The organism is Paenibacillus sp. FSL K6-0108, assembly GCF_045040695.1.
Lineage (GTDB): Bacteria > Bacillota > Bacilli > Paenibacillales > Paenibacillaceae > Paenibacillus > Paenibacillus pabuli_B.
On sequence record NZ_CP150288.1, the window covers coordinates 7144057 to 7170221 of the forward strand.

Annotated in this window: 20 protein-coding genes and 1 pseudogene; 5 read left to right on the forward strand and 16 right to left on the reverse strand. The window is 48.9% G+C overall.

The features are described from left to right. Positions 1–255 precede the first annotated feature (255 nt). From MHB49_RS32375 to MHB49_RS32390, 4 genes are read left to right on the forward strand one after another with little or no spacing between them, the layout of a single operon-like run. Positions 256–1554, forward strand: coding sequence for a tetratricopeptide repeat protein (locus tag MHB49_RS32375; protein WP_405154328.1), 1299 nt, complete (start codon positions 256–258; stop codon positions 1552–1554). Then, positions 1551–2426, forward strand: a complete 876-nt coding sequence (locus MHB49_RS32380) for a glycosyltransferase (RefSeq protein WP_405154329.1) — start codon at positions 1551–1553, stop codon at positions 2424–2426. Before MHB49_RS32375 ends, MHB49_RS32380 begins: the two co-directional genes overlap by 4 nt. A 1-nt stretch (position 2427) precedes the next feature. Further along, complete coding sequence (locus MHB49_RS32385) at positions 2428–3855, forward strand: glycosyltransferase (protein ID WP_405154330.1); 1428 nt, start codon at positions 2428–2430, stop codon at positions 3853–3855. Continuing rightward, positions 3852–4532: a class I SAM-dependent methyltransferase gene (locus tag MHB49_RS32390; RefSeq protein ID WP_405154331.1), complete on the forward strand. Its 681-nt coding sequence runs from the start codon at positions 3852–3854 to the stop codon at positions 4530–4532. The genes MHB49_RS32385 and MHB49_RS32390 overlap by 4 nt, the downstream gene beginning before the upstream one ends. A 161-nt stretch (positions 4533–4693) precedes the next feature. On the opposite strand, the gene MHB49_RS32395 is transcribed toward MHB49_RS32390, so the two are convergent. The 9 genes from MHB49_RS32395 to MHB49_RS32435 all read right to left on the reverse strand — a co-directional run bounded on the left by MHB49_RS32395 (position 4694) and on the right by MHB49_RS32435 (position 13834). Further along, the gene (locus MHB49_RS32395; protein WP_405154332.1) at positions 4694–6034 is read right to left on the reverse strand and encodes an MFS transporter; all 1341 of its coding nucleotides are present in this window, start codon (positions 6032–6034) and stop codon (positions 4694–4696) included. Between the two features lie 72 nt (positions 6035–6106). Further along, positions 6107–7288, reverse strand: a complete 1182-nt coding sequence (locus MHB49_RS32400; protein WP_405154333.1) for a winged helix-turn-helix domain-containing protein — start codon at positions 7286–7288, stop codon at positions 6107–6109. A gap of 191 nt (positions 7289–7479) precedes the next feature. After that, the gene (locus MHB49_RS32405) at positions 7480–8274 is read right to left on the reverse strand and encodes an ABC transporter ATP-binding protein (protein WP_247899810.1); all 795 of its coding nucleotides are present in this window, start codon (positions 8272–8274) and stop codon (positions 7480–7482) included. Positions 8275–8276: 2 nt separating this feature from the next. After that, the gene (locus tag MHB49_RS32410; protein ID WP_064642035.1) at positions 8277–9137 is read right to left on the reverse strand and encodes an ABC transporter permease; all 861 of its coding nucleotides are present in this window, start codon (positions 9135–9137) and stop codon (positions 8277–8279) included. Positions 9138–9288: 151 nt separating this feature from the next. After that, positions 9289–10338, reverse strand: coding sequence for an ABC transporter substrate-binding protein (locus MHB49_RS32415; RefSeq protein WP_405154334.1), 1050 nt, complete (start codon positions 10336–10338; stop codon positions 9289–9291). A 338-nt stretch (positions 10339–10676) separates the two neighbouring features. Then, positions 10677–11531: a phosphotransferase family protein gene (locus MHB49_RS32420; RefSeq protein ID WP_405154335.1), complete on the reverse strand. Its 855-nt coding sequence runs from the start codon at positions 11529–11531 to the stop codon at positions 10677–10679. A 22-nt stretch (positions 11532–11553) separates the two neighbouring features. Then, positions 11554–12126: a TetR/AcrR family transcriptional regulator gene (locus MHB49_RS32425; RefSeq protein WP_405154336.1), complete on the reverse strand. Its 573-nt coding sequence runs from the start codon at positions 12124–12126 to the stop codon at positions 11554–11556. Between the two features lie 159 nt (positions 12127–12285). Beyond that, a complete protein-coding gene (locus tag MHB49_RS32430; RefSeq protein WP_405154337.1) occupies positions 12286–12924 on the reverse strand; it encodes a helix-turn-helix transcriptional regulator in 639 nt (212 codons plus the stop codon). Positions 12925–12946: 22 nt separating this feature from the next. Continuing rightward, positions 12947–13834 carry a rhodanese-related sulfurtransferase gene (locus MHB49_RS32435; RefSeq protein ID WP_405154338.1) on the reverse strand — a complete coding sequence of 296 codons (888 nt, stop codon included), beginning with the start codon at positions 13832–13834 and terminating at the stop codon, positions 12947–12949. Between the two features lie 418 nt (positions 13835–14252). Here MHB49_RS32435 and MHB49_RS32440 point away from each other — a divergent pair, with 418 nt between their 5' ends. Next, positions 14253–17879 carry an InlB B-repeat-containing protein gene (locus MHB49_RS32440; RefSeq protein ID WP_405154339.1) on the forward strand — a complete coding sequence of 1209 codons (3627 nt, stop codon included), beginning with the start codon at positions 14253–14255 and terminating at the stop codon, positions 17877–17879. 95 nt (positions 17880–17974) lie between these two features. Here the strand turns inward: MHB49_RS32440 and MHB49_RS32445 are convergent, their stop codons facing one another. The 7 genes and pseudogenes from MHB49_RS32445 to MHB49_RS32475 all read right to left on the reverse strand — a co-directional run. Continuing rightward, positions 17975–19399, reverse strand: a complete 1425-nt coding sequence (locus tag MHB49_RS32445; RefSeq protein WP_247899815.1) for a YfcC family protein — start codon at positions 19397–19399, stop codon at positions 17975–17977. A 4-nt stretch (positions 19400–19403) separates the two neighbouring features. Then, positions 19404–20597: a M20 family metallopeptidase gene (locus MHB49_RS32450; protein ID WP_405154340.1), complete on the reverse strand. Its 1194-nt coding sequence runs from the start codon at positions 20595–20597 to the stop codon at positions 19404–19406. A gap of 372 nt (positions 20598–20969) precedes the next feature. Beyond that, on the reverse strand, positions 20970–21878 hold the full coding sequence (locus MHB49_RS32455) for a LysR family transcriptional regulator (protein ID WP_405154341.1): 909 nt from the start codon (positions 21876–21878) through the stop codon (positions 20970–20972). Between the two features lie 142 nt (positions 21879–22020). Then, positions 22021–23130 carry a hypothetical protein gene (locus MHB49_RS32460; protein ID WP_405154342.1) on the reverse strand — a complete coding sequence of 370 codons (1110 nt, stop codon included), beginning with the start codon at positions 23128–23130 and terminating at the stop codon, positions 22021–22023. A 55-nt stretch (positions 23131–23185) separates the two neighbouring features. After that, positions 23186–24691, reverse strand: a complete 1506-nt coding sequence (locus MHB49_RS32465; RefSeq protein WP_405154343.1) for an ATP-binding protein — start codon at positions 24689–24691, stop codon at positions 23186–23188. Then, on the reverse strand, positions 24688–25398 hold the full coding sequence (locus tag MHB49_RS32470) for a response regulator transcription factor (RefSeq protein WP_405154344.1): 711 nt from the start codon (positions 25396–25398) through the stop codon (positions 24688–24690). The genes MHB49_RS32465 and MHB49_RS32470 overlap by 4 nt, the downstream gene beginning before the upstream one ends. 229 nt (positions 25399–25627) lie before the next feature. After that, a pseudogene (locus MHB49_RS32475) lies at positions 25628–26158 on the reverse strand (Rpn family recombination-promoting nuclease/putative transposase); the annotation flags it as partial. Positions 26159–26165 lie beyond the last annotated feature (7 nt).

The window sequence follows — 26165 nt, forward strand, 5'->3', positions numbered from 1 at the left end:
TCACACAATAGATAAAATTAAGCCTAATCTTTCGGCTTGTCAGCTTCGTCTATTCACGGAAGATGCTCATGTTTGGGACGGAACGCCCATATGTTAGTGTCAGGCATAAAATACGCTGGGCAAAAAAAGGCATTACATATTGAATCATTGGATTCATTGATATCATTCAAAGCAGCGCCAATCCGGCATTTTTCAGATGGTGCTGCTTCAATCCATGAACGGACAAAAATGCAAATCAAGGGAGGTGATTCATCGATGGAAGAGCTTCCTCCGATCCCGGACCTGGAGCCTCATCAAGGGGTAGATGCAGAACAATCAAGTACGGCCCTGCCTGCCTTTCGTTATGTTCTTTTCCCCCGTAAGGGAGGATGGTCTGCTTTTCCCTACCCAGACATCGCTGCTCTGATGGTCGCGGAAGGGCCTGTCTACTATGTCAGCAGCCTGGATCGCTCTGAGGAAATGCCTGCGAATATCACCGTTATCACGCTTCCCGAAGCAGAACAATTGCTGCAGGAGCCACGTACGGTTGCCGTGGTTGCCCATCCCTACTGGCTGACCGCCACAGCCTCGCTCCATCCAGAGCTCTGTATTGCACTTCTTCCCGAACCGGTTGGTGAAGAAGCGGAGTCCCCCTTATGGGAGAGCTGTATCTCAAGACTGGTCGGGATCGCCGATCTGGTGGGCACCACTTCAGAAACGCGCTACATGAAGCTGGTATTCCAGGGTGTACGCGCCATCTGGCTGAATGGAGAGGATACCTCCCCTGCTGGTGTCATGCAAAAGGATGACCTTGAAGTCCCTCTCCGGGACTATGAACTGCTATTCCTGCAAGCGCTGCGGCAGACCCTCTCGGGTGTTCCGGATACGGTCACCCCGCTGCAATGCAGTGTGCGGGCCGACTTCTATCGTCAGCTTCGGTCCAAAGCTGGAGCGCATGAGACGATTTCCTTTTTGCTGGCAGCCTATGAATATGTGCTAGAGGATTCCAGAGCGGCCGCTTCACTCAAGGAGGCCTTCTCCCACGCCGTATTAAACGGGCGCAAGGATTGTGTAAGCTCCCACTATCGATTCCTATCCGCGATTTATGCGAGGGCCGGGGAAATCGAGAACGCGTTACAGGTGTATGGAATCAGCGCAGGCAACGAACAGGAACGTCACCATTATGAACAGCTCTGCCGCTGGCTGGAGGCCGGGGAGGAACAGCTTGTCCGGGCAGAACTGCTGCACCTGAATGATGATTACGGAAATGCATTGCATATTCTGGATGAGCTCGGAGGCGAAACGGCACGACATTGGAAATTTCGTATCTATCAAGAGACTGGGCGTGTGGAAGACGCATTGGATTTGGTGCACGCAGTGGATATTCAGGATAGCCCCAGCCGACAGGGTTATCGTCAGTTGTCGGGTCTGGCCCTGGCGCTGCGTGGAGAACGTCATGGGGCGGTGAGACAATTTCTGGAGACGGCACTGGAGGATGAGGATGCTCTTGCGCGAATCGTCGAGATGGAGCTGTTGGATCAAGCCGTCCAGCAATTGCTGGGGGAGGTGCCATGATGTTGGACCCGAAGAAGCGCAGACAACATGTGAACGGACCGATGGTGCATAGGAATATACGATCCGAAACGACGCCTACCCCAAACGAAACGCCTGATTCTCTGCTGGCAGAACCAAGAAGCCCCGAACTCGGAGAGCCTTTCTCCATACGTCGGGTTCGCAAGGGTCAGAACAACAAGCTGACCGCCATGCTTCAGGTACGTAACGAACGCGGGCGATATCTGGAGGAAGTGCTGGACGATCTAAGTGAATTCGTGGATGAAATCGTCATTGTGGACGATGCCAGCACAGATGGAACACCCGGTATATGCAGAGCCTACCCAAAGGTCGTTCGTCTGGAAGTGTTGGAAAAGCCGTTATTTGCAGAGGAATGGCGATTGCGTAATGCCCTGTGGCAGGCAGCGGCCGGAACCTCGCCAGATTGGCTGCTCTCGGTGGATGCAGATGAGTTATACAGCACGGAAGCCAAGAAAGCGATGCGCGCCCTGATTAATCAGGAACATGCAGACTGGATTGCTTTCCGCTTCTACGATATGTGGGGCGGACGAACCCATTATCGGGAGGATAACCTTTGGGGGCTTCACCGTCGACATACCGCTTCCCTTGTTCGTTATATGCCCGGTTACCCCTATTTTTACCCGCAGCAAAATCATCATGTGCCTCGCCTTCCCTTGCCCTGTACTGTATTGCCCGGAATCAGCACCGAATTGAAGGTTCAGCATCTTGGCTGGGCAGGAAGTCTGGAGGATCGGGTTCGGAAATATTTGCGTTACAAACGAATTGATCCACACGGCGAGTGGGGCAGTCTGGAACACTATGAATCGATTCTTGATCCCGAGCCCCGACTGGTTCCATGGAAGGAGGAGCAGTAAGATGGGCGTGGTCAGTATATTGGCGCACAGCTTCATCGATGGATATAACCGGGAATTCAGCCGGGTGTTCGGTGGCGGGCTGGAGCGTTACGTCCTTGATTTGTGCAGCGTAATCCGCGGATTGGGACACAGTCCAGAGGTGCATCAACTGTCCTATTTTGAAGCATTTCAGACCCGCACGGAACAGATCGATGTATATGGGTATGCCTACGATATGAATGATGTACCCGAGGCCTTTGCCCGAATGGCTGCAGCAGCACGGGGACCTGTAATCTATGCCAGCTGCCTATGGCAGCCCATTACCTACAAGCCAGGCAGTCTCGGCATCTGCCACGGGATCAACTGGGATCGCCCCACGATGCCGCTTGAAACCAAGCAGCACGTCGCTGAACATATTCAGCTGGCCTTGGACGGACTTGTACGCATCGTGTCGGTGGATTCGCATTTTCAGACCTTTTGCCGTGCTGCTTGTACGTTTACCGATCCGGGTCAGGTTGTACTCATTCCCAATGCAGTGGATACCTCCTACTTCACGCCTGCACCGCCAAGGCGTACGTTTGAGCATGAACAGGAAGAAGAGTGGCTCGCAGCATGGAAGAAGGATCTTGCAAGTCAGGAAAACCACAATGAAGCCGTTATTTCGGGCTTGAATGCTGCTTCAAAGGTCGAGGAAAGAAACGAAGGAGACGGCATAATCTGGGCGGACAGATCAGAAGTAACAATAATTGCAGAGGAACTGGACTCCGGGGCTATAAGACAAGGTCGGGCTGGTCAGCCAAATGAGCTGCCGGGTGAATACCTGAAGCAAGACGATGATACAACGGCGTCAATCCATGTGAATCCTTCACGTCCACTTCGCATTTTATATCCGCGCCGCATTAGCATGGAGCGAGGCATTATTCCGATGATGCTGTCAGCCGATCGGCTGCTTGGTGCCTTTCCTGATCTGGAGGTCGAATTTGCCGGAGAGCTGGTGGAGGGAAGCACAGTGGGCCGATCCTTTCGCTATTGGCATCGCACGCACCCCCATGCGAATCGCATTAAACACCACACGTATGATTTTCGGGATATCCGGGAGGCCTACCATCAGGCAGATATTGCCGTGATCCCGACCGTCTTCTCGGAAGGAACGTCCTATGCCTGTCTGGAGGCGATGAGCTGTGGGCTACCAGTGATTGCTTCCAATGTTGGCGGCCTGAATGATCTGATTCAGGATGGCTTTAACGGGCTGCTGGTACCTCCAGGCGAAGAAGCGCTGACAACCGCGCTGGTACGTCTCGTTCAAGACAGGGCGGAGCGGGAGCGGCTGGGAATCTATGCCCGTGAGACGGCGCTGTCCTACGATATATCCCACTGGCGGCGCAGGTGGAGTACGGTATTGGAATCTTTTCTGGCAGAAGCAGGATTAAAGGAGGGAATTCGGGGATGATGGATACGCCAAATGCAACGGATTTCACGGAATCAAGATACATTCGGGAGGGCGACCCCAAAACGGATACATTGGTTTTTCCACTGCATCCTGCGTGGTGGAGCCGTCCGTACGAGTACGAATGGGCACGCCAGTTTGCACGTCAAGAAGACGTCGTACTCGACGCCGCCTGTGGTATATCCCATCCATTCAAATTTTGGCTGGCAGAGCACTGCCGGGAAGTTCATGCCTGTGATTGGGATGAGCGTATTTTGTCCAGAGAAGCGATCCGTCTGGATATCGCTTCTGATTTTGGTGAACAGGCCGCACGCGACCTGCCGGAATTGAGCCTGGACCGACTGCATCTTGCGCAGGCCAATCTGGCTCAGCTTCCGTATGAATCCGAGATGTTTGACAGTGTATTCTGCATCTCTGTGTTGGAACATCTGGATACAGGCACGATGCTGCGGGCCTTTCGTGAATTCGCCAGAGTGCTGAAGCCGGACGGTCGGTTGATTGCCACGTTTGATGTGCCTGAAATGCGTCCGGATCTGCTGGAGACCATTATGGCTGTCACCGGACTGACCATTGAAGGCAAGTTGAGCGTGCAAGAACCGGAGGATGCCATCTGGTCTGACATGTACGGCATGCCGATCCGTTGTTTTCGTGCTGTAATTCGTAAAGAATCATTGGAATGAATGAACGGATCAACGATCAAGATCAACTCTTTGACCTCCACTGCCTACTTTGCCTGGTGGGAGGCGTAATTCCACAATCCTCTCGCATGAAAACAGCCGCTTTCGAATCATGACCGAAAGCGGCTGTTGTTTGTTCTATTCTGTTGATACCGTAACATTGATCATGGTTGTCGGACCGATCCCTTTCCAAGTTCTTCTGTCGGCTCCAGTCTATGGGGTTGTTTTGCCTCCCATAAGATCCGTTGCAGTATGATACCTGCCAAACCAATAGTCAGTGTTGCCATGCCGATATATTGGAATGTGGGACTGGGTCCTACGCTCCGAATCAAGGCACCACCAGCAAGTGGGGCAACGACCAGCACAACACTGGAAAGCGAGTTTTGAATACCGAATACACGACCTACATAGGCAGGCGGGGTTTCTTTTTGCAGCAGGTAATTCAACGTCACCATAAACAAGCCATTGCCCAACCCAATGCACAAACCCCAGATGATAACCCATAGCTCGGAAGTTTGGGAACTGACCCAGCCAAGCGCAGCAATTCCGGCACCAATCAGCACATATCCTCCACCCAACCCCCAACCATACCCAATTCGGGGAAGCCGATTCAATAGAAGAATGATAACAACTGCACCTGCTCCCGCCGATGATCCCATCCAGCCAATCAGGGCTTCGTTACCCGGTTTGATCTCCCGAAACAGCGTCGTAAACTGGTAATCGATCATGAGGATCGCCATTAGCCCAAAACACCCAAACAGAATTGTACTGAGAAGAGTACGGCTGCTCTGGATAAAACGCCAGCCCTTCTGCCATTGGGTGAATAGGGTTTCCTCGGTGTCCGGAGCTTCCAAAGTATTTCCATTTGATGCAGACGGTTCGTATTTCTCGGTTAGACCCCGTAAAGGCCATAACACGGCTCCGGACAACAAACGTGTACAAGCATTGATTAAAATACAGACCTGCGGTGAAAATATGGCCACAATGGCTGCACCCAGCAGCGGTCCGGCCACTTTGGAGCATTGGTTCACAAAACCGTTCAGTGACGATGCCTGAAACAGGTGTTCCTCTGCTACTACTTGACGTGTGAGCGCCTGCTGCGCAGGAACATGGAATACCCCCATCATGGCTCTCAAAGCAAGAAGCGGAAGCAACCATGCTGCACTTGGCGCAAACAGAATTCCAATCGTTAGCAGAACGGTGATTACATCACATATCATCATGATTTTCACCTTATGCAGCCGATCTGCCAGTGCACCTGCCACCGATCCAAGTACGATACCCGGAACAGCCATACATACCGGAATAAGGGCAATGATCAGTGGATCAGCACCCCAACGATAAGCGACCATCACCTGGATGGCAAGCGCATCAAACCAATCTCCAAAGGTAGCTAGCGCATATGCAATAAACATGCGCATGAAGCGAATGTTGGTCCACAGGCTTTTGGATGAGCCATTGGACGGAACGGAAGATGAATTGGGTTCATTTGAAATGACGGTCATACGTTATACTTCCTCCCCTGATTACAGCCTTACTGCTGTCTTGTATGTTCCCTGGCTGTAATCATAAGGGTGTTATATCAGAGGAAGATCAGATGATAGGGAAAACGGGGATAAAAATGTGCGGATTTCATCTACAATTTGCTGTCCATACACTGGCACGCCGTAACTTTTGGAGATATCCGCATAGACTTGACAGTATTTAGTGCGAAGACGCCCTTCTATCCGATGGTGTGCCATGAACAACAATATCTGGTAGGCCGAATTGAGATATAGCGGTGCGTTCAATGTCATTTTCAATACGTCCAGACCATCGTCCATTCTTGGCTCTGCCTCTCGAATTCTCCCTTGTCTAAGCAGCCATAGGCCTTCCATAACTTGAAAGCGTCCAATTTCCCGCAAGTATGGTGCATCTTTCAATCCGGAACGCAGAGCAGCTATCTGATCCTCTACCGCTTCGCCGCTGCCACCCCACAGTTCCACATACAATTCTGATAGCTTTACCGGAAGTTTGAAATGGACCAGTTCATCGTTCTCCATCACATGGTACGTTTCAATAAGTCGAGCCTTGCCTCGCTCATACTGGCCCGCTTCTGCGTAGACTTCAACAATGTTCAGAATACGAAGTTCACGAAGCTGCTCGTCAGACAATGCGGATGAATTCAAAGCCTTTTCGTACAAGGGCAAGCTCTCCGATGGTTCAATCAGAGCATGTGTAAAAATCAGCAGCCAGTACAACCGTTCCTTAAAGGGAATTTCCTTCGTTGTAATCAGCCATTCCAGATCTCCCTTAATAAAGTGGATATACAACTGATAAAATGGGTCAATTTCAATGCCGAGGGCTTCTTGCTGATCAAGCAGCGTGAGCATGGATTTCCCCTGCCCATACAGATGATATTTGCGGAACAATCCATGAATCACTTCTCGCATCTCCTGGTCTTGGGTGGAAGGGTTAGAAGGCAATATCGCAATATTCAATCGGATGATTAGCCGGTAACCATAACCACGCACGGTCTCCAGTCCAATTTCTTCCCAACGTTTCAGTTTCTTGCGCAATCTATACACATGGTCATCCACGGTTCGCTCTACCGGATATTCCAGGGGCCACACCCGGTCCAGCAGCTGGCTGCGAGTAAAGGCTTTTTCCTTGTTCTCATACAGAAAATGCAGCAGCGCAAATTCCTTCGCGAGAAGGCGAATGGAATCGGTACGCCGGGTTACGGTGTACGTTCCTTCATCAAATTGCAACGACATCATGGTCCTCCTGTCCAAATAACTAAATCACATTTACGGGTTGAGATGAGAATAACTATAAGCTCAATCATCACATGGTGTGATGAATTATTTGTGTTCACCATATCACAAAAAACCTTTTGCGAGAACGCAAAAGGTTTTAGTATGGATGAGCCAACGCGATCTGCCTGAATGAACAGGCAGAATTGGTGGACTTAGCCCAGCACCACGCGATCATCCGCCATTTTTTTGCCGCTGATGCGCTCGAATTCACCCAAGAGCTCAGGTACGGTCAGCGTTCGCTTGCGCTCTTCGGTAACATCCAGAATAATCCGTCCTTTGTCCATCATAATTAAACGGTTGCCCAAACGAATGGCTTGCTCCATGTTGTGTGTAACCATCAGGGTTGTAAGTCTCATTTCTCGTACAAGCGTCTCTGTCAACTCCGTGATCAACTCTGCACGAGAAGGATCAAGCGCAGCTGTATGCTCGTCCAGCAGCAATATTTGCGGCTGGGTGAATGTCGCCATCAGCAGGCTGAGCGCCTGGCGCTCACCACCGGACAGAAGGCCCACTTTGGCATTGGGACGTTTGTCGAGCCCAATACCGAGCTTCTCCAGCTGGGCGTTGAAAATCTCCCGTCTGGCGCGGGTAACTCCGAAGCCCAGTCCGCGGCCTTTGCCACGTTTGTAAGCCATTGCCATGTTCTCCTCAATGGACATATGCGGTGCCGTACCCGCCATCGGGTCCTGAAAGACGCGGCCAATCCAGCTGCTGCGCTTATGCTCAGGCAGGCTTTTGATGGAACGGTCATTGATCAGGACATCACCCATATCGGGCTTCATCACACCTGAGATAATGTTCATCAAGGTTGATTTGCCCGCGCCGTTACTGCCGATTACCGTCACAAAATCTCCCGGATTCATCGTCAGATTTACACCAACCAGCGCAGTTTTCTCATCCGTCGTTCCCGGATTAAACAGTTTGGTCACTTGTGTGATCTCAAGCATGATCACATGCCTCCCTTCGCCTGTTGACTCGACGAGCCCATAAGTTCTTCGGTTCGTTTGCGAGCCAGGCTTTTTTGCTTCATGGAGCGCTGCATGGTTGGGAAAACAAGTGCGATAATAACGATCACCGCGGTAATCAGCTTCAGATCGGATGTGTCAAACCATTCGACCTGGAGTGCGATCGCGACCACAATCCGGTAAATAATTGAACCGACAACAGCGGCAAGCGTGGCCCAGAATACCGTTCTTGCACCCAGAATGGCTTCACCAATAATAACGGAGGCCAATCCGATAACGATCATCCCAATGCCCATTGTAATGTCTGCAAAACCGGATTGCTGCGCAATAAATGCTCCAGACAGCGCAACAAGTCCGTTGGATAGACTGACACCCACAATGGTGGTGACATCCGTATTTGCACCAAAGCTGCGGATCATGCGTTTGTTGTCACCTGTTGCGCGCAGGGCCAGACCGATATCTGTTTTCATAAACAGATCCAGCATGATTTTGAATACCAGCACAACCACGATAATAATAATCATGACATGCTCCCCGGAGAAGGGGTTGTCCATACCCATAATGGATTTGTTCGGTGCGCCAAGAATACGCATATTAATCGAATACAGGGCAATCATCATCAGGATACCGGATAACAACCCGTTAATTTTGCCTTTGGTGTGCAGCAGACCTGTACAGGCCCCAGCCACCATGCCTCCAGCCATTGCCGCCAAACAAGCAAGCCAAGGAGAGAAGTCGTTGGATATCATGACCGCCGCGATTGCGCCTCCTGTTGTAAAACTTCCGTCTACGGTGAGATCGGGGAAATCCAGTATGCGGAATGTAATATATACACCCAGTGCCATCAGTGCATACAACAATCCAAGCTCGATTGCCCCTTCAATTGAACCCCAAGTCAAATTCACATTGCTTCCTCCCTGTCTTTCGAAAAGAATGAGGCGAACCCGCCTGCACGTCCGCCTCGCATCCGTACTGCCGGAGGATCATCCGGTCAGATTATTGAATAATGTTGTTATCCTGATCCTTCACTTCTGCCTTCATCTCATCGGTAATGGTGATGCCTTGAGCCTCAGCAGCCTTCAGATTCAGGATCAGATCCAGCTTGTCCGGAACAGTGACTTTCATGTCACCCGGTTTTGTACCATTTTTCAAAATATCCGCAGCCATTTCACCAACCTGATATCCGTGATCGTAGTATTTGAAACCTACAGTTGCGAAAGCCCCTTTTTCCACGGTATCCCGGTCACTGGAGAAAAACGGAATTTTATTTTTGTTCGCTGTCTGGATGATGGTATCCACTGCGCTAACCACTGAGTTATCCAGCGTGATATAGAAGGCATCCACTTTGCCAACCAGTGAATCGGTTGCCTGTTTTACTTCGGATGTGTTCGTAACCGGTGCTTTGACCAGCTTGATGTTATGTGTTGCCAGCGCTTTTTCTGCATTGTTCGCCATCACAACCGCATTCGGTTCGCCCTCGTTAATGACCAGACCTACCGTCTTCACATCCGGCAAATATTTGGCGATAAAATCAGCCAATTGCACAATTGCTTCCGGATTCGTATCTGATGCACCGGTTACGTTACCACCTGGCTTGTCCATGTCACTCACCAGTTTGGCACCGAGCGGGTCCGTCACTGCTGCGAACAGCAAGGGCTTGTCCTTGACTTGTTGAGCCAAAGCTAATGCGGATGGGGTTGCAATCCCAAGGACCAGATCATTTTTGGAGTCGCCGGCAATCTTCTGGGCAATGGACAGGTTGTTCGTTGAATCGCCTTGCGCGTTATTGTAGTCAATCGTCAGGTTCTTGTTCTCTTCCAAACCAGCATCTTTCAGTGCTGCGATAAACCCTTCACGTGTGGCATCCAGCGACGGATGCTCGACGATCTGCGAGATCGCGATGCGATACGATTTTTCCGCAGTACCTTCACTTGTTGTGCTGCCCGACCCCTCGGTCGTTGTGCTACCGCCGCTGTTATTTCCGCAACCAGCCGCTACGATCATGGATGCAACCATCATCAGAGACATTACCAATTTCTTTTTCATGTGTGAGAACCCCTCTCCATCTTCTAAAATGTTGATACCCTCATCGTTAGCCAAATGACACGATAGAGCAGGACAAGACGAACGCTTCAACGCATTGTTGCTTTTATCGACAAAAGCAGACAAATATAGACTTTCCTCATGCGACTGAAGTCCATGACCCTGTTGATATTTCTTTGTTTCCCTAATATTAAGGTGCGACCTGTTTCCCGTCAATGGTTGAACCGCTTCCAATTTGCATTCGTTGCAGATACATGAGAGAAAACATTACATACAACAAAAAAGCCATCCACATTAATCTGTCGATGGCACCTTTATCATTTCTTATATATCGGATTTTGCTAACCAATATCAAGTCTTCTTCTAATCTCGTTTATAAGCAAAACTTTTTCCTCTTCGGATATCCCATCAGCAACCAGTTTGCGTGCCGCCACAGGACCAATCCAAGGATCAATATCTGCATAACTGATGCCAGACAACCTCTCATACTCCTGCATAAATAAGCGAATGCTGGTTTCCCTCGTAGCATCGAGTGCAACTCTCGCTTCATTGGGCAGATGTGGAGGCAAGATTGCATATCGAATCATAATGACATATTCAGCCAGGTCAGCTTCCGGATTTCCGGTCGAAGCATTGTTCCAATCGATAATGACTGCATCATCATCTCTAAGCAAAATATTACCCGGGTTCGGATCTCCATGACATAGTTGCTGCTTAATGGGTAACCGGTCCAATTCGGCGGTCACGGCGGTCTTCTCCGCTTCGGTCAAATATTGCGCTCTATGAATATCATTTCTGATATTTTCCCGCTGACTTGGCATATTGGACACTGAATGGGAATGAATGTGATGAAACAGCTGTGCTGTAGTCTCGGCGTTAACGTAATCATCCATCATATTTATGGGTTGCTGCAGTCTGGACTGCTCTACTGCTTTTTCCACAAATCGCTTTATAATGGGGTCGCCATAAATTCGTTCAAATACAACACCTGACCGGCCTCCAACGTTCACCAGGTCATAAGGTTGTGGAACTGGTAGCCCACATGCCCAAGCAATTCGAGAATGGTGCAATTCCGCCTGCAAAGCAGCCAAAACGGTGTTAGGCTTAGCCAACTTGATGATCTTGCTTCCATCCTCCCATTCGAATACTTCTGCACAACCGCCTTCTCCAATTTTGTTACCGAGCCTATGGACCATTATGCTCACTCCCTATTTGGATTTAATAAGTGAGACCTTCTTTATGCAGCAACATCTCATACATTTCCCGAATCATCTCAATCGCTTCGTTCATTTCCAGCTCCAGAGTGTGAGAGTTCAGTAACGTTCCAATACCGATTAAATAGATCGTTAGTTTTAGGAAAATGCGCTTGAGTTGCTCGTAGGAAACGTCCTGCAATCGCTTGCTGTATCGCATATAATACGTGGTCAGTTCTTCACCCAGAAACTGATCGGTGTGCGGGTTGTATTGTCGGTAACCTGATAGATACAAGGCTCTAAAAAGCTGTTTCTCGTTTTGTGCAAAGTACAAGAAGCCGATGGTCAGGTTCAGGGCAGGGGAATTGGCGCAGTCCTTATACTCCATCATGCTATGGCGAGCAAATTCGGCAGCTTTGTCATACACGCTTGCTTTCAACTCTTCAATGTTGTTATAGAGGCTATAGATCGGTTGGGTGGAGCAATGGAGCGTCTGAGCGACGTTTCGCGCAGTGATCGCCTCCAGCCCTTGCTCCCGCACAAGCTCAAATGCGGCAGATAACACTTTTTCTTGCGTGATCTCGGATTTTGGTGGCATTACTTTCTCCTTTTCTTTAAAATAACACATGTTATATAACGTATGTTATTGTAACAATATATATGTGTCAAGTGTGCATGTGCGATAAGATTTCCTCGTACATAACGTTTATACAAAAAAAGAGACTGTTTCGAGTGATCGAAACAATCTCCTTACATGCTAATTCCCAGCCGCTTCGCGAATCTGGTACGTGCATTTTTTGCCTCCGTCGGCATAACATTCAGTGCGCTCCACATCAGCCTGAAGCAATGAACGGAACAGTTCCAGTTCACAGCGGCAAGCCTGCTTATACACACTTGCTACCTGAACAATGGGGCAGTTCAGCTCGGTAAGCACATAGGTGCCATCCTCTTCCCTGGAGGCATCGGCCATATATCCGTTTGCATTCTGAATGCGCGCAAGTTCCTCGACACGTCCGGCCAGATCCTGGCCTTCCATCTGCGGCTGTCCGCTGCGAAGCAGCTTGTCCCGGCGGCTCTCAAACAATGCATCCACGACACCGCTGCCCGCCGAATCCGACAGTTCCTCCAGAAGTTCCAGGGTCAGTGATGAATATGATTTTGGAAAAAAGCTATCCCCGCGTACCGTTAGATGGTACACAGCGGATGGACGTCCAGCTGTAGCTCTGGCTTCCCGAACCTCAATCCATCCATCCTGCTCCAGTGCCGTCAGATGACGGCGAATCGCCATGCCGGTCAGACCAAGCTCAGCCGTCATTTCCCTTGCGGTCATTGTGCCTTGCTGCTTCAGCATGAACAAAATCCGTTCACGCGTCGTTCGTTCCTCTTCGCGCTTCACGATCAGCACCTGCTCTCCCTGCTTATGCGGTTACCGGTGCTGCCTCCCGGCAGGCATCCGAGCAAAAGCGGTTATGCGTCTCTTCGCAATCCTCACAGCATACATGCTGCAGGTTGCAGGTTGGACAGTTAATATAACGGTCATGTGTCGTTCCACAGTGATAACAGCTGGCAATCACGATATCTTCATCCGTCCGGTTAATGGGCACGGAAATACGCTCATCAAATACATAACATTTACCATCAAACAATCGGCCTTGTACCTCTTCGTCCTTGCCGTAGGTCACAATTCCACCCTCAAGTTGTGCCACGTCCTGGAAACCTTCGTTAATCATGAACCCGGTCAGCTTCTCACAACGGATGCCGCCAGTACAGTAGGTAATGATCTTTTTGTCCTTCATGTCACCCAGGTTCTCCCGAATCCATTCCGGGAACTCGCGGAACGACTCCACGTCCGGACGAATCGCACCTCGGAAATGACCAATTTCATATTCGTAGTCATTACGGCCGTCAATTACAATGACATCCTCCTGTTGAAGATGCTCGTAAAATTCTTTCGGGGACAACCGTTTACCGCTAATAACGTTCGGGTCCAACTCTTCGTCCACGCGGAACGTAACCAGCTCGGCTTTGTGACGAACAAATATTTTCTTGAACGCATGCTCTTCGACATCATCAATCTTGAATACCATATCGCTGAACAGCGGGTTGGCATGCATATCCTTCATGTACTGCTCGGTTTGCTCCGGCGTACCGGATACAGTGCCGTTAATACCCTCCGATGCAATGAGAATACGGCCTTTTACACCCAGGTCCTTACAGTATTGCAGATGCTCTTGCGTAAACGTTTCAGGGTCTTCAATCTTCACGAACTTATAATATAAAAGCACGCGGTACGCGCTGTTACACATGTGTATCACCTGTTCCTATTCCGTGTTGTTATTGGCCGGATCATCCGACATGACTACAACGTTGCAACCTTGCTTATGAAAAAGAAAAGAAACAGCCGTCCGAAACAATGTCTCGAACTGCTGCTTTGAACATTCGACTTTTATTCCTGCATTCTAGTTTATCGGAAGCGGAACAGCTTAGTCAATATTAATGTATAGAAAGGGATGAAAGTTATGGAACATTTCAACCATAAATGATGTATCTTTGGAAAATTCATAAAGATATTTCAAATCCGAACTAAAATCGTATTCATTTTTGCTTTCATATCCATTAAACTATGCTCATCATTATATGACTTCCCCCTGTGAATTAGAAAGATAATGTGGATCAGGAATAAGCATAACGTAACATATTTAAATGGAAAATGGGGATGAGAACGTGAGTTTAACACTATTCAGGAAAGTAAGCATCATATGGTTGGTATTCCTGATCGGACTAAGTGGTCTATGGAATAATATCAGCATTGTACAACAAGCGCATGCCGCAGCCGCAAATCCCTACCTTGGTGAGATCAGATTATTCCCTTACAGAGCGGTGCCCACAGGGTGGATGCCCGCCAGAGGACAGACGCTCTCTGTAAGCCAAAATACAACACTCTTCTCACTGCTAGGCAATAAATATGGCGGTGACGGCTCATCAACATTTGCCTTACCTAACCTTACCAATGCTGCACCAGAAGGGATGGGCTATTACATAGCTATGAATGGCATATTCCCTTCCCGAGACCCAGATGTTATATACACCCAAAATGCTGTGTTAGGCGAGGTTCGCCTATTTCCATATTTCTTCTCTCCCACAGGTTGGTTAACTGCTGAAGGGCAGAACGTTAATACCTCCGTATATTCGAATCTATATAAAATGATTGGTACAACCTACGGATCAGACAAACCGGATGAATTCAAGTTGCCTAACTTCCCAGAGATTAATGGTGTACATTACGCTATATTTACAAACCCAGCCAACCATGCCGAGAATGGTACAGGTAACGAGTACATTGGTGAGATCATTCCCATGTTAGTCAGTCTTTCGACAAAAAACTGGATATTGGCGGATGGCTCCACTCTTGGCACTAACGAAAATCAGCCCCTGTTTAGTCTGTTGAGCACCAGGTTTGGGGGCGATGGTCAGGTGAACTTTAAAGTACCTAATTTGAACAGCAGCCAATCCGACTTGGTTTATTATGTTGCTAACGAAGGGGCGTTCCCCAGCTTGGACGGTGGGCAGCTTCCGGAAGCAATGGAAGACACCTATACCACGAACCAAAACTCCACTTTGGCTGAGTCTGCACCAGGCGTGCTTTCCAATGATAGCGACGGTTCTATCGCTATTTTGAAAAGTGGGCCGATGAACGGAACATTGGTAATGAATGCTAACGGGGCATTTACTTATACTCCGAACGCCAATTATGTGGGAAGTGACAGCTTTACCTATAGTGCCAGCAATCCATGGGGCACAAGTATTCCGGTGTCAGTGACCATAACGATTGAGCAAACCACTCCTCCTATAGTCAACGGCATATCTGACGGTGGAATATATAATCAAACGGTAACACCTACATTTAATAGTGGTACCGCATTTTTGAATGGTGCTGCATTCGCAAATGGCACTACAGTTACGGCTGACGGGGTTTATACATTGGTGGTAACCAACAGTATTGGCACTACAACGTTGAATTTTTCCATTGATACAGCAGCTCCTGTTGTATTGGGTGTCACTGATAATGGAAAATACAATGAAAGCCCAACAATCACTTTTAATGAAGGAACAGCCACTCTGAACGGTTCACCCTTCAGCAGCGGAGAAACGGTTCAATCTGAAGGAGAATATGTACTGATTGTTACCGATAGTGCAGGCAATACCACAACCCTACATTTCAGCTTTTATGCGCCGCGAACAATCAACTTTAATAGTAACGGCGGCTCTAAAGTAACAGAACAAACAGTCTCTTATGGTGACAAGGTAATTGTTCCATCTGATCCAACCAAAGCAGGACACACTTTCGGTGGATGGTATACCGATTCAGGTCTGAGTCAGGCTTTTGATTTCGACAATACCACCGTTACCGCTGATACCACTCTGTATGCGAAATGGACGGTTAACTCCTATACTGTTAATTTCGATCCTACTGGTGGATCAGTCGTTGCTGATCAGACGGTCCCATATGGTGAGTTGGTGACAGCTCCTGACGTTCCAACCAAAGCAGGGTACACCTTCGGTGGATGGTATACCGATTCAGGATTGAGTCAGGCTTTTGATTTCGACACTACCACCGTTACCGCTGATATCACGCTGTATGCAAAATGGACGGTCAACTCCTATACGGTTCACTTCGCATCTAATGGTGGTTCAGTCGTTGCTGACCAATCTATTCAACATGGTGACTTGGCGGCTGTGCCTGACAGTCCAACCAAAGCAGGACACACTTTCGGTGGATGGTATACCGATTCAGGATTGAGTCAGGCTTTTGATTTCAATAACACAACCGTAACCAACGACCTTACCCTCTATGCAAAATGGACGGTCAACTCCTATACCGTTAATTTCGATTCTAATGGTGGTACAGTCGTTGCTGATCAGACGGTCCCATATGGTGAATTGGCGGCTGCACCTGACATTCCAACCAAAGCAGGACACACTTTTGCCGGCTGGTATCATGAACCTGAACTGAGTACGCCATTTGATCTGAATACTGCATCGATTGTCCAGGACACCACATTGTATGCAAAATGGGCACCAAACACATATACGGTAACTTTCAATACACTTGGAGGATCCACAGTATCCAATATAGCTGTTGAATACGAAAAGAAACTTTCAGCACCTGCTTCGCCAAGCCGTTCCGGCTATACGTTTGCAGGTTGGTATACAGACCCCGAGTTGAAGACGCCATTCAACTTTGCTCAAACAGTAATTACAGCCGATCTGACCTTATATGCCAAATGGAGTGTTAATTCCACGCCACCGTCAGGTGGGAGTGGTGGTAACAGCAGCGGCTCCTCCGGTAACCAGAATAACAACGGGGCGAGCGGTAATCCTTCGCCACCTAACACAACGAATTCATCCAATAATGGCCGTTTAACCCTCGCATCGGGGCAGGTCGGGCAAGTAAGTTTGGGCGGTGGCATCGCTGTAAATATCCCTGCGGGGGCAATGAACCAGGAACTCAGAGTCACTATTGAACAGATTGCAGATCCTTCTGCCTTGCTGACCCATCAGATCCAACTGCTCAGCCCGGTATATGAACTGCTCAAAAATGTTCCGCAAAACTTCAATGTACCCGTCACATTAACGCTGACATTTGATTCATCAAGCTTACAGCGCAATCAGCGGGCTGAACTATTTTACTTTGATGAACAGGATAAGGTTTGGCTCTCCGCCGGTAAATCATCTGTGAATGGAAATCAAATTCGGGTAGACGTAGACCATTTCACCAAATTTGCCGTATTGGCGGTTGATCAGCCCAAGAAGCCGACAGAAATTTCATTTAATGATGTCGAAGGTCACTGGGGGAAAGAAGTCATCCAACAGGCTATTCGTGAAGGCATAGTGAAAGGATATGCCGATGGAACATTCAAGCCGAATGCATCCATTACACGTGCAGAGTTTACGGTGATGCTGATGAATGCACTGCAAACAGATTACAAGGAAGCGACATTACCTTTTACCGATCATTCACAAATAGGAGCATGGGCACAATCTGCTGTAGCACATGCAGTACAAGCCGGATTTATCCAAGGAGACCCGGATGGGGCTTTTCGTCCTAACGAATCTGTAACCCGTGCAGAGATGGCTGTCATGGTCGCCAACGCTATGCAATTAAAGGCAGACTCCGGCACCCAATCATCCTTTGCAGATGATAAACAGATTCCGACTTGGGCCAGAGCAGCTGTCGCTGGCTTGCAAGAGTCCGGATTGCTGAACGGCAAAGGAATGAACACCTTTGCTCCTAGAGACAAAACCACACGTGCAGAAGCGGTGAAGTTATTGCTGAGTATGCCAAAATAACAAACCATAAAAAAAGCCTGCGTTCTGGAGCACCCTTTCGAAACTGGATATAACAGTTTGAGAGGGGCAACCACAGAACACAGGCTATTTGCGTTTTAAGAATACTGAATGGCATTTGCAATAAGCATAAACACAATACCCATAGCAATCCACATTACCATCAGCGGCCAGAAAAATCTAACCCATTTCTGATATGGAATGCCGGATACCGCGAGACTGCCCATCAAAGCAGAAGACGTTGGCAGAATCATGTTGGTGAACCCGTCTCCGAACTGAAAGGCCAGTACCGCAGTCTGACGGGTAACTCCGAGCAGATCGGATAATGGAACCATAATCGGCATCGTTGTCACGGCCATACCTGTACCCGAAGTGATGAATACGTTCATGATATTTTGGAAAAAGTACATACCCAATACCTGAACGGAAGACGGCAATTCGCTAACCGCTGTGGACATTCCATATACTACGGAATCAATTACGTTACCCTGATCAAGCACAACCATGATACCTCTTGCCAGACCGATGATAAAAGCACCATAAGCGATACTGCTTGCGCCTTTGACGAATTCACTGGCAATCCGGCTAGGACCGAAACCAGACACGAGACCAGAGATCACACCCATGCTCAGGAAGAGAGCCGCCAACTCCTCCATCCACCAGCCTTCTTTCGACACACCCCAGATTAACAGGGTAAAGCCAGCTACAATGGTAATGATGGTCAGAATATGTGTGATGCGAATCGTTGGCAATTGGTTCAAGTCTACCGCAGGTGCATCTGCCGCTTGCTCTTGTTCCAGTTCATGCACCAAACCACGAGTTGGATCAGACTTCACTCTGGACGCATAACGCATGATATAGATACTTGTCACAGAGATGAGACAAACCAAAATAATCGCGCGCAGCCACATGCCTGAGAAGATCGGAACTTCTGCAATGGCCTGAGCCAGTCCAACGTTGAACGGATTGAGAAGTCCCGCGGTAAAACCACACGAGGCCCCCAGCGAGATCATCGCTGTCCCGGTTAGAGCGTCATACCCCAGCGCACGCGCGATAGCGATCCCGATTGGCACAAAGACCATAACCTCTGTAGACATGCCCATCGTAAACCCACCCACAGAGAACAAGGTGATGAATACCGGGATGACCCATAACCCCTTGTTGGCGAACGAACGGGCTACCCGACCTGTAAGAGCTTCAATTGTTCCTGTGCTCGTAATAATCTGAAATGCTCCACCGATGATGAAAATAAAGAATACAACGTCAGCGGAATCCACCAGTCCGCGAACGATGGACTTGGGAATATCCCATAACCCCGTTGGATTAGCCTCTACATGATGGTATGAACCTGGAACGAGCAAGGATTTGCCTGTCGCTTCATCCTTCACCCGATCAAATTCCCCTGCAGGAATAATGTAGGTCAGCACAGTAGCGACCAGCACCAGAATGAACAAGATAACGAAGGTGTGAGGCATCTTGAACCATTTACGCCGTTGTTGTGGTTGTTTTGTTATGTTTTCCAATTCATCATCCCTCGTCCTTCTGTTGTTTCCAGGTTTCAAACTCATCCCGTACCTGCTGAAGTGCTGCCTTGTCTGCGTACAAATCGAACGCTGTCAGTGCAAGTGCCTTCGCCGCACGGTTTAATTCGATCATGCCTTCCTCTGCTCCGGCAAGCCGGGCAAATTCAGGTGTGTGTGTTGTCGCATCTCCTAACCGAATATACGGATGGATGGCAGCTGTAATTTGGCTTACGTTACCGATATCCGAGGAGCCCACACCGCCTGTTTGCGGTGGATCATGCACTTCAATGCCCATATCCTCCAAGTTCTGCTGGAACAAGCCCGCCAGAGTTTTGTTGTTATTCCGCTCGGCATAGATCAGACCTTCTGTAATATCTACCGTAGCCCCAACGCCTTCCGCAGCATGGCGCACGACACGATATACTTTGTCCATGACGATTTTCAGCTCTTCGACGGTCTTCGCCCGAATGATATATACAGCTTCAGCTAACTCAGGCACCACGTTGGGCGCATCTCCACCCTTGGTAATAATCCCGTTAACCCGAACGTCATCCTTCAAATAGGGGCGCAGTGAATTTATTCCCGCGTACGCGTTGACCAAGGCATCCAGTGCACTAATTCCCTTCTCAGGAGATGAGGCAGCATGTGCCTGTTTGCCGTGGAACGTAAAGGTTGCGTCCACACAAGCCAGCGCACCTCTCAGTACCATCGTTTTTTGCTGCGGGTGACACATCATGACGGCATCCATCTCATTGAATACGCCATCGTTCACCATAATGATTTTGCCCCCGCCTTCTTCCTCAGCCGGTGTGCCCAGAACGATGATCCGTCCCGGAAGATCAGGGCAAGCTTCCTTGAGCGCCAGTGCTGCACCTACAGCAGAGGTTCCGATCAGGTTGTGCCCGCAAGCATGTCCGATACGGGGCAGTGCATCATATTCGGCGAGCAGCGCAATCGTAGGTCCTCCAGGCTGGCCTTCCCATACGGCACGAAACGAGGTGTCGAGGCCGGAAATACCTTTTTCCACCTGAAATCCGGCTGCTTCCAGCGGCTCGGTTAACCATTGTTGTGCTTGAACTTCCTGAAAACTAAGCTCAGGGTTAGCGTGAATGCGCAGGGATAATTCCCGCAAGTCGGGGTCCAGCCGATCTACGGTTTCTTTGATCTTTTGCTTCATATGAGCAGGGTCAGTATACATATTTTTTGCCGCCTTTCTCCAAACACAGCATTTCTATATTCAATGTAATCGAATAAATATACAATCAGATTGGATATATTGTATGTGTGACCAAGCCATAAGTAAATTCAAAAAAATTAAGGAATAGCCCATAAAAAATTTTATGGGCTCATTTGGTATTTACATATGGATATCATGAGATGTCAGCATATTACTGGTTCATTTATACTTTTATCAAGACAGCGTCCATATGCATTTTGATCTTATGTACATCCTTTGAATGGATAATCCTTATGAAAAGGATCCCGCCCAATAGCAATAAAATACTCTTTATGGCAAGAAAACAGCGGATAATTATGCAGAAAGCAATGCATCTTGTCCACTACGTCTGTATCAGCCTCTACCCACAACATGCTGTGTTCCAGCCGTTTTCATCAAGTCAACAAAGCGACCCACCGTTGCCTGCTGCAGCACACTTTCCTTATACACCAACCACGTATTACGCCGCACTCCCTGTCCATTCTGTCGGATTAGCTCCTGCTGATGAAGGCCATCCGAAGCAGATACGAAAATGCCCGGAATAATCGCATAACCCAGCCCATAACGCACCATTTCCTTGCATGTCTCATAGCTATCCACACGCATCGCTACGGTTGGTGAACGTTCATAACGCTCATACCACCAGGACGCTACTCCCTCTCGGAAGGGGCTTGCGGAAGAACCACCCGCTTTCGTCAAAGGCTCCTGAAATGCAATTTGCGGAAGCTCTGGAAGTTCATCCAGATCAATGGGTTCACGGGATACAATGCAGACTGGTTCATCATGAAGCAGATGTTTCCCCTCATACCATGGATGCTCCCCCCGTATGACACCCACCTGAATTTCATCCCGCATCAATAGCTCCATAACCTCCACACTCAGAGCACAGGTCACTGCAAACTGAACCTCAGGATACAGCTCCTTGAACTGCTTTAACAATGGAGGAAGCTTGTACAACGAATAATGATTGGCAATCCCGAGGCGCAGCGTTCCCTTAACCTCATTACGAATATTCGACAGCTGTTCCTTGACCTGGTTGAGCCCGTGGAGCATTTTACGGGCATAAATTGCAAGATGCTCCCCTTCGGGAGTGAATCTGGCACCTTTTAACGTTTTATCGATAAGGGGTACGCCAAATTCCTTCTCCAATTGCTGCAAACGGTATGTCAAAGCCGGCTGGGTCATAAACATGCGCTCCGCAGCCTTGGTCAGACTGCTCTCTTCGGAAACGCTCAGCAGCAGACGGCAGTCCTTTTCATCCATGATCATGTTCCCCTTTCACTTCTCGTCTCTTCAGTATAACCCAGGAAACCTGCGTTAAAGGTACAGAAAAAGCCCAACTCGATATGAGTCAGGCCCGCCATACTGATTTGCTTCTTCTTGGATAATGACTTCCTGCAATGATTTACTGCGAAATCGTAATGACCGAAGTGACAAAATGATACGATTCGTTCTCCTGCACGGACTGTGACAGCAAAATCCGGTTACCTTCCGGGCTCCAGCTCAGCGGATCCGATGCGTTATCCATATCGGCCGAGACCTGGAACTGCTCTGCCGATTCCGTATTGGAGACGAACAGCCCTTTCTCCTCATCACTCTCCGAATTGATCGTGTAGGCGATTTTGGAATCGTCACCAGACCAGCTCGTGCCGAAGATCTGCGTGCCTCTGGCAAGCGTGGCTTTTTCATTCCCTTCCAGATCGGTTAGCACCAGCGCCCGTTTGGTATCGGCTGTTTTTTTCACAATCGCCAGTCTTGAGCCATCGTTGGACGGGATTACCCTCTCTACACTTTTCAACACCTGCTTCACTTCCCCGGTCTTCGTATCGTAGCTATTCAACTGTCCGTCCGTGCCTGTGATGTAGTAAATCACATTCCCCGAAACGCTGACACTGCTTATATTGAAATTTCCCGTCTTGACCAGCACTTTGGTCGTTCCATCTACACTCGCGGATACGATATCCCCATTCATGTTTGGAAAAACGACATGCTCCTTATCCAGCCATGCCCCTTCAAAGACAAATCCATCGTCCTTGCCTGCAGGCACCACTTCCCCGTTGTGCAGGTTCAGAATGAAGCCTTTGCCGGTCGATTCCTCTGGTTCTCTGTAAAAAATATACTGACTATCCGGTGACACCAGTGGTGAGCCCAGACTCACTTCACTTTCCTTCACAGGTGTATCTGTGCCCTTCGTCAGATCATACATGTATAAGTTATGCGGATAACGCTTCTCCCCCTCAACCGTGACAGGCTTCATGGACGTGTTCTCTTTATCCGACAAAATCCAATCATTACTCAGCCACGCTACCCCGCGCATATTCGGCAGTTTATCGATTTTCTCCAGCTTAAAGCTCTGGTAGACCGACGTATTCGTGTTATCCTTCACCGTAATATCCGTGCCGGATTTCCCATCCTGTGTATCTCTCCCCGGCTCCGTTGTTCCCCCGCATGCTGTTGCTGACAACAGGGCGATTGCCCCGAGCGTACCCAAAACCGCCTGTTTCCAATTCATCATGGTCCCCCCTGATTGCTTTCTATAGACCAAGCATACACACCGCATACTTCCAAAGTTATTCAGACTTGTTTCCAACTTGTAAACTCAAATCAGCCAGAGGGAAAATCAGCTGGAACGTTGTTCCTTCCACATGATTCGGCTCATTAAGCAACAGTTCAATCGTACCGCCCTGCTTCTCAACAAATTGTTTGACGAGCGATAGCCCCAGCCCGGTTCCTCCGGTTTTTCTGGCCCTGTCTTTGTTAACGGTGTAAAAGGGTTCAAAAATCTTCTCCTGCGCCTCTGCCGGAATCGGCGTACCCGAGTTGAAGATGCGAATAACCGCTTGTCGCTCCTGCATCCGCAGTTCATTGCTTACCCGGATGACACCTCCCGGCACGTTATATTTAATGGCATTATCCAACATATTGATGAAAATATGCATCAGGCTCTCGCGATCACTGCGGATCACCGCAGGCTGCAGATTCAGTTCCATGTTCAGCGCAAACTTCTCAGCCTTTCCTCGCATCCGGCCACAGGCATCCTCCAGCAGGGCACGCACCTCTACATCTTCCGCCTGATTCTCGAAATCATATTTCTCCAGAGCAGACAAATGCAATACCTTCTCTACCATCTCGTACAGCCGCTCGGTTTCCTTGCCAATATTGCTTGTGGCATCATCCAGCAATTGGGGATCATCTTTATACATGTCCAGCAGCTCCACATATGCCTTAATTGACGTAAGCGGTGTCTTAAACTCATGGCTGATGTTGCCGATATATTGTTTCTGCTGCTGCTCCAGGGCCTGAAGCTTCTCAATAGCGAGCTGGAGCTTCTGCTGCTCCGCATGCATGGCTTCAATATTTTGCTGAATCGATGTACTCATATAATAAATGCCCTGTCCCAGCTCACCTAACTCATCCTTGCGACTCAAGGGTGATTTGGTAATATAATGCCCTTCACGAATGGAATCGGCAGACTTCTTCAAGCGGGTTATGGCAACGGCAAAGCGATTGTAGAAGAGATATCCCAGAATGAAGCTTAACCCAACAACCGCAATCCCCGCCCACATAAACAACTGAAGAATACGGGCATAAAATTCATGATAGCTCTGAACCGGATACTGCATGCGCACGACACCCATCTGTCCATCCGGGCCGTCGAGCGGTGCCATATATAGCAGGGTATCCCCCTGTTCGTGGTAAGCAATTTTATTTTGCAGCGCATAGTTCAGCGTCGCTGTGATATCTGGACTTTCTTCAGACATGATCGATGAACCCACCTGCTGTCCCTTCATATCATATAGCGCGATGGGCAGACCTGTGGAGCTTGCAAGCTCCTGCGCCAGCCTGCGGCCATTTTGCTGTAAAAAAACCTCCTGCTCCAGACGAACAGACTCGGTATAGTACGACTGCCGCACATTCAGATTCACCAGACGGGTCTGCTGAGACAAAATGGTCTCGATCTGCGTCTGCTGGTTGCGCTCAATACCGCGCAGTACAAGAGAACTGAGCACAACGACGGTCAGGATCAGCAAGGCGGCCAGAAAAACGCTGAACTTCAGCTTGATGCTGACTCTCATACCAAGCCGCCCGGTTCAGGGGCTGAGGCCTTATAACCAATGCCGTATACCGTCTGCAATTTTTGCTGGTCGGTATCGCCGATTTTTTTGCGCAGCCGCTGAATATGAATATCCACCGTGCGTGTGCCCCCGGCATATTCCATACCCCACACCCGGTCCAGCAGATCATCCCGCGTGTATACACGCTCAGGGTTGGACATCAGAATGGTCAGCAAGTCGAACTCTTTTGGCGTCAGATCCAGCTTCTCCTCATTCACCGTCACGGTGCGGTGAGCGATATGGATGCGCAGTGTACCATTGACGATTGCCTGATTCTTGGGATCATCAGAAGGTGGACTGCTTTTCTCTACACGACGCATCAGTGCCTTTACCCGGGCGAGCAGTTCGCGGATCTCAAACGGTTTGGTCATGTAATCATCCGCGCCCATTTCCAGGCCGACGATTTTATCCACGATGTCATTTTTGACGGTCAGCAAAATAATGCCGATATCCTCCCTGCCCTCCAGCCTGCGGCATACGCCGTATCCGTCCAGCTTGGGCATCATCACATCCAGAATCATGACCTGGGGATGAAATGAGGCCACCTTGACCAGCGCTTCCTCGCCGTCATTTGCTGTTTCTACTTCATATCCTTCGCGCCGCAGCGCGTAAGCAATGGCACTGACGATGCTTGACTCGTCATCCACAACAAGCACTTTTTTATTCATCCGAATCATCCTCTATATATGTCATGAGTTATATTATTCTTTGGATCTATGTTAACAAGGTATGGCCTGATTAGCTATGGAGGACTTTACGATTTGCGAGAAACGTCAGATACTGCACGGTCTTATCCTCTCAGCTTCGACTCCGCTTTACTTTTTTTATACCCCAAACACAACAAAAAGAGCCAATCCGTGATTGGATCAGCTCTGGAAAGTGTCAATTCAGTTTTAGTTACTGCTTAGGCAGCAGTTTTTTGATTTCCTCTGCGGAGAGTCCAGATGCTTTCACCACAGCAGACATATCTACGCCAAGTGCAAGCAGCTCGCGAGCCATTTCCACTTTACCCTCTATTCTGCCCTCTACTCTGCCTTCTACTTTCCCTTTGGCTTCACCCTCAGCACGTGCACCTTCTATCATCGATTTCTCATCGCTTAGTGCTTTCATCCGTGCATCATAAGCCATTCTCGTAGCCGCATCCTGACTCAGAAATTCCAGCGTGTCCATCGCCTTTTTTAGCATCGGTTCATTCATCGCCAGCACCTCCCAGTTTGATGGATCAATCCCTTTTAAGAATAAAAGCCAGTTTACCAGTCCGCCCTTGTCCATGGGGACAGGGTGTTGATCCAGTTTGGTCAATTCCATCACATGAATTTCTATATCATCTGTCAAACCAATACCTGTATGATCTTCACGTAAATGAAAAACATTGTGATATCGTTCATTATCCAGACATGAGTAATTTAAAATATTGATCGTCACACATTATCTA